Here is a 7,459-nt window from a genome sequence, read left to right as displayed (position 1 = left end):
TTGCTTGACAATACTTGCTCAAAAAAATTTATAAACTCTTACTATTTGAATTGCCGAAAACTGAAACTAGAATAACCCATAATGATACCACAAAATATTTATGCAAGAGTTCTATTGACAAAAAGCGCTTTATCTTAACCTTTCACCGATGGTATGCGGCTGGCATCATGATCGAAAAATCACCGATGATTGCCTTGCCATACCCTGCACCTGAGTCTTTTCCGGCGATAAGGTCAGTTAGCCCTGATTTGGCTAACAAGTCTGCTTGAACTAGCCAGTTTTTGGCATTGGTGTATGTGGTTGTCATGGTTCAGATGATTGTTAAAGTCTTGATTTTTCTGGCTTTGGAGAATTTAGAGGCTGAATCGCCTTAAATCCACACATCCAGTTAGGGGTTAGCCATAGCATCACTTTCTGGCTTCTGTTGCCTTTGTTTTGTGGCGTTTTTTGGCTGACACTGTTATGATAGCACGAATCAGTTATTACTGCTAATCAGTTATTAACACTAATCACTTATAGGTTGGAGAAGCAAAGATAAGGAGGGATAATAACTGGCTATTAGTACTAAGCAGGTACAATTATTGAATGCCAGTTAAGAATAAAATTAAACAGTTTATAGATAACAAGGGCATTACACCTTACAAGTTCCAAAAGGATACAGGAGTTGCTTCTAAGACCGCCTATGACCTTTACAACAATCCGTGGCAGGTTCCCCATGCAACGGTTCTTAACAAAATCTGTGACAGATATGAAATTCAACCAAGTGAAATTTTGGAGTGGATACGTCCAAACAGTGATTTAGCCAATGAGGAGAACAAATAACCCAATACACAACAGAAAGACGGCTAAACCCCATTGAGCAAATACTCGTAACACTATATGGACGAGTGAAAGCTTAATACTTATATAAAAAGTCGTTCAAAAATCCAGTGTCAAGCATTACTATCGGTAAAGAAAGAGCTAGTTTCACATCATTAATTTTGATGTCGCCAATGACTACCGTGAAAGACTCACCTATCGATTTTCAACTTCCGCCGCACAACAAAGCGGCGTTAAAAAGAATTAGGGAGGAGAAAGACTATGAGTCCACTGTTGCTCTAGCATCTGGTGGTACTGCGCTGATATCTGGCAGCTTGATTAATCCGGCTGCTTTGGGTTTTTTTGCATTGGCTTACAAGCCGTTGGTACGATCTCAAAAACTTGCACGGCTGGAAAAATTAGGAACCTTACTTCTCGATGAGTTTGAAAGCTTAGGGCTACAAGTATTTCTGGTGCTTCCGGTAGAAAACAACAACCCTATCGACTTGTTTATCAGGTTTCCGAGAAAGGCACATCTGTTTATCTCCATTCGTTCGCGGGGAGATAGTGAGGTGGTCTACAACGAAAAAAGGGAAATTCTACAGGTGAAAAAGAAGGGTAAGAATGGTTTAACCACCTGGAAACCCTGTCCCCTAGTTGAGCTATCGGATTACGAAAGATGGCTAACTAAGAATAGAGCAATATTTGGGATGTCCTCAAAAGAGGTAACAAAAACACCCACAGCAAAAGTTTTGGTCTTATGGAGTCCAACCAAGGCAGCATCAGACCACAACCCACATCTTTATTCTGAGATGAGCAGTATGAAAATCCTGGCTCTCAGGAGAAAAGGTACTACGTTTGTTATTCAACAGGAGGAAGTAACCGAGTTCATTAAGGCTTGGTTAGCCAAGTACGAATAGGCTAAAAGGTGAAAACCCTAAGTCTCGAAGAGACAAAAGGGCTTTCAAAGTTTATTCAGTTGGAATTGGGGATTGGGTTTGGTCGCCTAATTAATATCCCTAATAGTAATTTTATCGTACACGATTTGGTGTAAAGCTAATGTAACACTGGCTAACCAGATGTCAACAGCGTTTCAGGAATTTTAGCAAAGCGTGATTTTTGAACGTTTGTACTAGAAGATTACTGCCACGGGATAGCTCCAATTCCTCCACTACACATACTGGAGGATTTGTAAAGTGTCACAAAAACAGCTATTTCATACTGATACTACCAGCAAGCTGCTATTCGCAACTATTGCTAACGCTTGCTCACACTGCGGTAAACCAGACTGGTGCTACTCAATAGAAGAATTTACAGTCTGCGATCGCGATCGCTTTCATCAGCCTAACTATGCACTGGCTCAACCGAAACAATCGCCAACTTCTATATTAAGCAATTGTCAAAAATTAAATAATGTTCAAGGAGGTATCGCGTAATGGTTGCACAATTCCCCAATCAACAGGCGTTCGCCTCCTTCGACATCCGAAATTTTCAAGACCAGCTAGAACCAGCCAAAGTTAAAAATAAGTTTATTTGTCCAGTTTGTGGCGGTAATGACTTATCTATTGTCCCAGAAACCGGGAAGTACAGATGCTTCAATAATTGTGAGTGTAAGGACATCAGAGAGGCGATTAAACCCTGGGCTGAAGTGGTGGCAGAAAGAGCAGGGGCTAATTACACTCTATCCCTAAACCGAAATGCTACGAAGCCCAAGAGAATCTTGCCCAAAAGTGCGCCAATTCCAGATGGTGAATTAGCACTGGTGATGTTGACCCAAGCGGCGACTGACATACCCCAAACTCAAAACATAACTAGCAAGCTCCCAAAGGGAATACCGGGGAATGCAACACAAACAATCTATCCTTACTCACAAAACCAATGGGTAATTCGCTATGAATGGGCGGATTATATCAAAGAGAAGGGAAAAGATAAATCCTTCCGCCAATGGCACAGGCTTCCAGATGGCACTCCAGAGATGAGAAAAGGGGATGAACCCTGGAAAGCTTACCGCATTGATGAAGCGATCGCTGCTGCTAAATCAGTAAATGGAACCCCGGCGCTACTCCAGCATGAAGGTGAGGGATGCGTAGAAGTTGGTCGCGTACATGGGATTGCTGGGATTACGTTCCAGGGGAGTGGATGGGATAAGAAAACAATCACACCCCAATACCAACTTATCAAAGATTCAGGTATAGGATTAATCATCTTTTTGCATGATGCTGACGACACTGGTTTAAAGAAACTCCAAACCTGCCAGGACTGTGCCGACGAGGTGGGAATTGGATTTATTGGAATTAACCCGCACGACATCTGCCCCGATTTACCATATAAATCAAGTGACATCAAAGAAATCTTGGGGCAGATGGAAGTACCAGAGTTTATCCGTCGGTTAGAGCAGGAGATTCACGCGGCTGTGGCGCAGCGATCGCAAACGCAACAGGCAGAGGTAAACGTCATTGATGATGACGACGAAAATCCGGTTTTAGCCTTTACTCAGCAAGCTTTTCAAGCTCTCTACGGAGATAAGAACTGGATTTGTGCTGCTGATAAGCTTTACTACCACACTGGCAATCACTATAAACACTCTCCAGATTCCACAGAACGCAAAAGAATCTACGACTTTTGCAATTCCTTTGTGGTCGAGAACGAACAGGGTAAAAAGTCTTGTCCCTATGCTTCACCTAGTTCAGTCAAGAAGGTTTTGGAATGGGTAAAAATGGGGACAGAAATTGACCCAGAACTAATCAATCCTCCTGGCGTAAATTGCACTAATGGGATAGTCAGGGTTGAGTGGGAAGGCAGGGATTTTACAATAAGATTAGACCCGCATACGCCCCAGGACTACTTCATTTATGAACCGTTAATTGAATATGACCCTAATGCTGACGATACATATTGTGAGCAACTTTTAGCTTGTTTAGACAAGCCACAGCAAGAAATATTTCTTAGAAATATTGCTGCATCCCTTGACCTTCAAACTGTTAGAAAATTTAGAGGGAGAGAGGTAAAAGCAATGTTTGCAATTGGTCTTGGTTCTAATGGTAAAGATGCTCTGCGCGAGTGCGTATCAACCATTTATGGGAAGAATGGATTAACTTCTGTCTCCTTGGGAGATTTTCAATCCTATGATGAGGGCAGGAAGTTCGGACTAGCCCCACTTATATATAGTCGAATTAATTGGGCTTCTGAAAATCCACAAACATCTAGGATTGACAGACTCCAAAGTTTAAAATTATTTGTCACTGGAGATACATTACATTGCGAACAGAAAGGGAAAGACCATATAGAATTCTCTTCTAACGCAATAGGTATTTTCAACTTAAACGAGACTTCTGCCTTTCAAGGCGTAATACAGGCAATCAAAGATAGGATTGCAATTTTAGAATTCAAAAAAACCTTTGTAGATAATCCTGACCCAAACAATTCAAACGAGATAAAAGGCGACCCCCGATTCCGCTACGACCCAGAGTTTATTAGAACAAAATTAGCTCCCGCATTCCTAAATAGAATGCTAAAAGCTCTCAGCAACCTTGTAGAGTCAGGTATCAATTATGAATGCACAACCGACGCTTTCCACAACTTTCAGAGAGAGAATAATCATCTTTTTGACTTCATAGAAGCCGCGAACATAGGCTATGTCCCTGATAAGGAAATGACTGCAAAAGAGTTATGGGTAAGACTGGAACATTACTACACCCAAACTGGCACATTAACTATAGACCCTGACAACAACCGTAGGTCTTGGGTGGATCAGGTTCGCCCCAGCGACAAAAACGTGAAGGGCATCAATCAAGTCATTGCCCGAATCGCTCAAATCTTCCCCAAGGCTGTCAAGGGAACTAGGTACTGTGACATTGCTAAAAGAAACATTCCAGTACTCAAAGGCATTGGCATTTTGGAAGTTACCCGCACCACAATAGACTCAACCCGCACCACTTCCGCACCACTTCCCGCACCAGAAACAACGCAAAATCAGGACTTCCGCACCACCCGCACCACTTTTTCGGATTTACAGGAAAATAACATTGAAGAGTCAGAGGTGAAAATTGAATTGCTTTCTTCTCCAATGAAAAAAGAAGAATATGCCACCTCAACTGGTGCGGGTGATGCGGAACCCTTACCTGACTTGCAAAACTGCTGCGGCGAGTCCTGCGTCACTGGTGCGGATCAACTAGAAAGTGGTGCGGGTATGCCAACTGAGGATCAGGCAGTGAAAGACGCTCCAATTACATCCGATACTGTTTTGGTAAAAGCTGAGTCTGAGTTCTCATACTCACTGTTGCAGTTTGAAAAAGACGGCGGGGACATCGCAGGGTTTGTTGGTTGCCAAGTAGAAGTGCGATCGCTCAGTGGTGCGGTCAAGTTTGCAGGTGAAATGATTAACTACGACTCCAAGAATGGAATTGTGACTGTGGCCACCGAGCAAGGGAACCGAGATGCAATTTTATGCGAGACGTTTGTAATTGACTAAGGAATATTCTCTATATCCGTATCTCGGTTCAATACCTAATTGCAGATCGCTATAGTTACCGCAAGCGCAAAACAGCCTTTGGGGTTGCCACAGGCTTCAGAACTTGAAATTTTACGTGACCGTGTTTTGTCTGAACTGAAGTTGAGTAAGCAAGCATCTGGGTATAAAACTGCTCAGAAGGCTCTCAATCGTTTCATTACTAAACCGATTAGTTCAGTTTAGCTGTTTGGTGAATTCGCCAACGGTATCGGTATCCCGGCTGAACCCCTTGCAGGGATCTCCGATCAATACCAACTTTTCACTATAACTAAAAATCGATGTTTGTTAAATGAAATTTTTCCGAAATAGATGAAAAGCTTTGTGTAGTAACTTATCGGGAACTGCGATCGCTGGTGCTGCTGGTCTTGCTCAGAGTAGCAAAAATGAGCAGGACTTTTCAGTGATGAAGCAAGGAGACAACTTGCAAGTTCAAACCCTAGCTCTAAGCCAAATGATAGACACTAAGTTTGTCTAAGGAATGAGAGCTTGGGGTGCAATTCTTTTATTTTTTAAGCCATTCATTTCTGGCACTATTTGATTTGTAATAAATGGCTGAAAAAATGGATTAGATGAACCTCAGGGCAAACGCATCTAAATTACTCTTGATCACAACGAAGGTTAAGAACCAACGAAAAAATCAGGATTTCGCGCTTGATTATTTTCTAAGCCCCAAAGCGATCGCCTAAAATTTTCGCAATAAGCAAAACTTAATGACATTAGTTTTAACTTTATTCTCAATAGAGTTTGCTTATTGACATGATGCGGCCGCCCTGAGATGAACCTATCCCACTGTTCAAAAAATTACCAATTATTGTCGTCACTAAAACTGGATTCCTAAGTTGTGTATTCAATATGTTATTTAATTTTTTGATTAGGAGTATTAAGAGATGAAACTCCACTTTCAAACGGTTTCCTTATTCAGCATATTCGCTTCAATAAATGGATTTAATCAGGCAGTTATTGCTCTGCAACCCGAAGCAATTTATCAAAAAGCAAATCCTGCTGTTGTTTTCATTGTTGCCTCGCAGAATCGCAAGCCAGCCTTCTATGGTAGTGGTGTCATTATCTCTCCAACGGGATGGATTGTTACGGCAAACCATGTCGTAGCAAATCAGCGAAATGTGACCGTTAAAGTGTCAGAGAAAGTCTATCGTGGAGCAGTGGTAGCACGAGATCTGAACTATGATTTAGCCTTGATCAAGCTTCAGTCTCAAGAGCGGCTGCCAACTTTAAGGTTACAATCAATTCCTCCTAAAATTGGGCAAAAGATTTATGTCCTTGGCAACCCGCTAACACTTGAAAAAAGCTTTACGGATGGGATAGTTAGCCGCTTAGACGATAATGGAGTAATTCAATATACGGCACCAACTAACCCAGGTAATTCGGGTGGGCCATTGCTGAATGAAGAAGGTGAGGTGATTGGGGTTGTGAGTCGAGGACTGCGAGTGGCTCGAGCTGGAAGTCTTGCTCCAGGGATTTACTTTGCGATGCCAACCAGTAAAATACAGATTCTTCTCTCTACGATGCGGTCAGTCCCTGCTGAAGCTAGACAAAGTGCGACTTACCATGCAAATGGCTTGATTCAAGTGCAGAAGGGGAACTATCGCCGAGCTATTGAATATTACAATCAAGCTATTCGACTAAAACCTCGCAATGCCAATATTTATCTCAGCCGCGCAAATGCCCAGCAGAGGCTCAAAAATTACCGAGGTGCGCTTGAGGATTATGCTCAAGCCATTCAAATTAATCCAAACTTCTCTGTTGTTTATCTTAGCCGTGGTAGTGCTTACCGATTGCTCAAAGATAAAAACAAAGCGCTTCAAGATTATGACTCGGCAATTCGCATTAATCGAAATTGGGGAAATCGCACTATTGCGGATGCCTACTACCGTCGGGGACTGGTTCGATTAGATTTAGGGGATAAGAAAAGCGCGATCAGAGATTTTCAGACAGCAGCAGATTTATACTCAAAACAAGGAAACACAACAGAATATCAACGGTCTCTTAACGAAATAATTAAGCTCAATCCTCGATAAGACGGTCGGTTCGCTCATTTCACAAACAGAATAGCCAAATAACAGCCTGAAAGTGTAGTCTGCAAAGGTGTTCACTAATAATTGAGGCGGCTAGATAACAGTTGCAAAACACTAC

General features: G+C 42.2%; 7 protein-coding genes. 6 read left to right on the top strand and 1 reads right to left on the bottom strand.

Annotated features, from left to right (window positions below; all coding sequences use genetic code 11):
- Positions 1-142 precede the first annotated feature (142 nt).
- Positions 143-307, bottom strand: coding sequence for a hypothetical protein (locus tag H6G97_RS41155; protein ID WP_190946362.1), 165 nt, complete (start codon positions 305-307; stop codon positions 143-145).
- Between the two features lie 278 nt (positions 308-585).
- On the opposite strand from H6G97_RS41155, the gene H6G97_RS41150 reads away from it, so the two are divergent.
- The 6 genes from H6G97_RS41150 (at position 586) to H6G97_RS41125 (ending at position 7,344) form a co-directional block, all read left to right on the top strand.
- Positions 586-822, top strand: a complete 237-nt coding sequence (locus H6G97_RS41150) for a helix-turn-helix domain-containing protein (RefSeq protein WP_190946360.1) — start codon at positions 586-588, stop codon at positions 820-822.
- Positions 823-992: 170 nt separating this feature from the next.
- Positions 993-1,718, top strand: coding sequence for a hypothetical protein (locus H6G97_RS41145; RefSeq protein ID WP_190946361.1), 726 nt, complete (start codon positions 993-995; stop codon positions 1,716-1,718).
- A gap of 276 nt (positions 1,719-1,994) precedes the next feature.
- Positions 1,995-2,234, top strand: a complete 240-nt coding sequence (locus H6G97_RS41140; protein ID WP_190946359.1) for a hypothetical protein — start codon at positions 1,995-1,997, stop codon at positions 2,232-2,234.
- Complete coding sequence (locus H6G97_RS41135; RefSeq protein ID WP_190946358.1) at positions 2,234-5,269, top strand: DUF5906 domain-containing protein; 3,036 nt, start codon at positions 2,234-2,236, stop codon at positions 5,267-5,269. The genes H6G97_RS41140 and H6G97_RS41135 overlap by 1 nt, the downstream gene beginning before the upstream one ends.
- 358 nt (positions 5,270-5,627) lie before the next feature.
- Positions 5,628-5,783 carry a hypothetical protein gene (locus tag H6G97_RS41130; RefSeq protein WP_190946357.1) on the top strand — a complete coding sequence of 52 codons (156 nt, stop codon included), beginning with the start codon at positions 5,628-5,630 and terminating at the stop codon, positions 5,781-5,783.
- Positions 5,784-6,195: 412 nt separating this feature from the next.
- Positions 6,196-7,344, top strand: a complete 1,149-nt coding sequence (locus H6G97_RS41125; protein ID WP_190946356.1) for a trypsin-like peptidase domain-containing protein — start codon at positions 6,196-6,198, stop codon at positions 7,342-7,344.
- The last annotated feature ends 115 nt before the right edge of the window (positions 7,345-7,459 follow it).

Origin of the sequence: Nostoc flagelliforme FACHB-838 (assembly GCF_014698065.1) — a bacterium.
GTDB lineage: Bacteria > Cyanobacteriota > Cyanobacteriia > Cyanobacteriales > Nostocaceae > Nostoc > Nostoc flagelliforme_B.
This window is presented reverse-complemented; position numbering and strand designations above follow the sequence as displayed.

What these genes read in the sequence shown, in the direction of transcription:
- H6G97_RS41145 (WP_190946361.1), top strand. Translation starts at nt 993, where the DNA reads ATGACTACCGTGAAAGACTCACCTATCGATTTTCAACTTCCGCCGCAC.
- H6G97_RS41135 (WP_190946358.1), top strand. Translation starts at nt 2,234, where the DNA reads ATGGTTGCACAATTCCCCAATCAACAGGCGTTCGCCTCCTTCGACATC.
- H6G97_RS41150 (WP_190946360.1), top strand. Translation starts at nt 586, where the DNA reads ATGCCAGTTAAGAATAAAATTAAACAGTTTATAGATAACAAGGGCATT.
- H6G97_RS41125 (WP_190946356.1), top strand. Translation starts at nt 6,196, where the DNA reads ATGAAACTCCACTTTCAAACGGTTTCCTTATTCAGCATATTCGCTTCA.
- H6G97_RS41155 (WP_190946362.1), bottom strand. Translation starts at nt 307, where the DNA reads ATGACAACCACATACACCAATGCCAAAAACTGGCTAGTTCAAGCAGAC.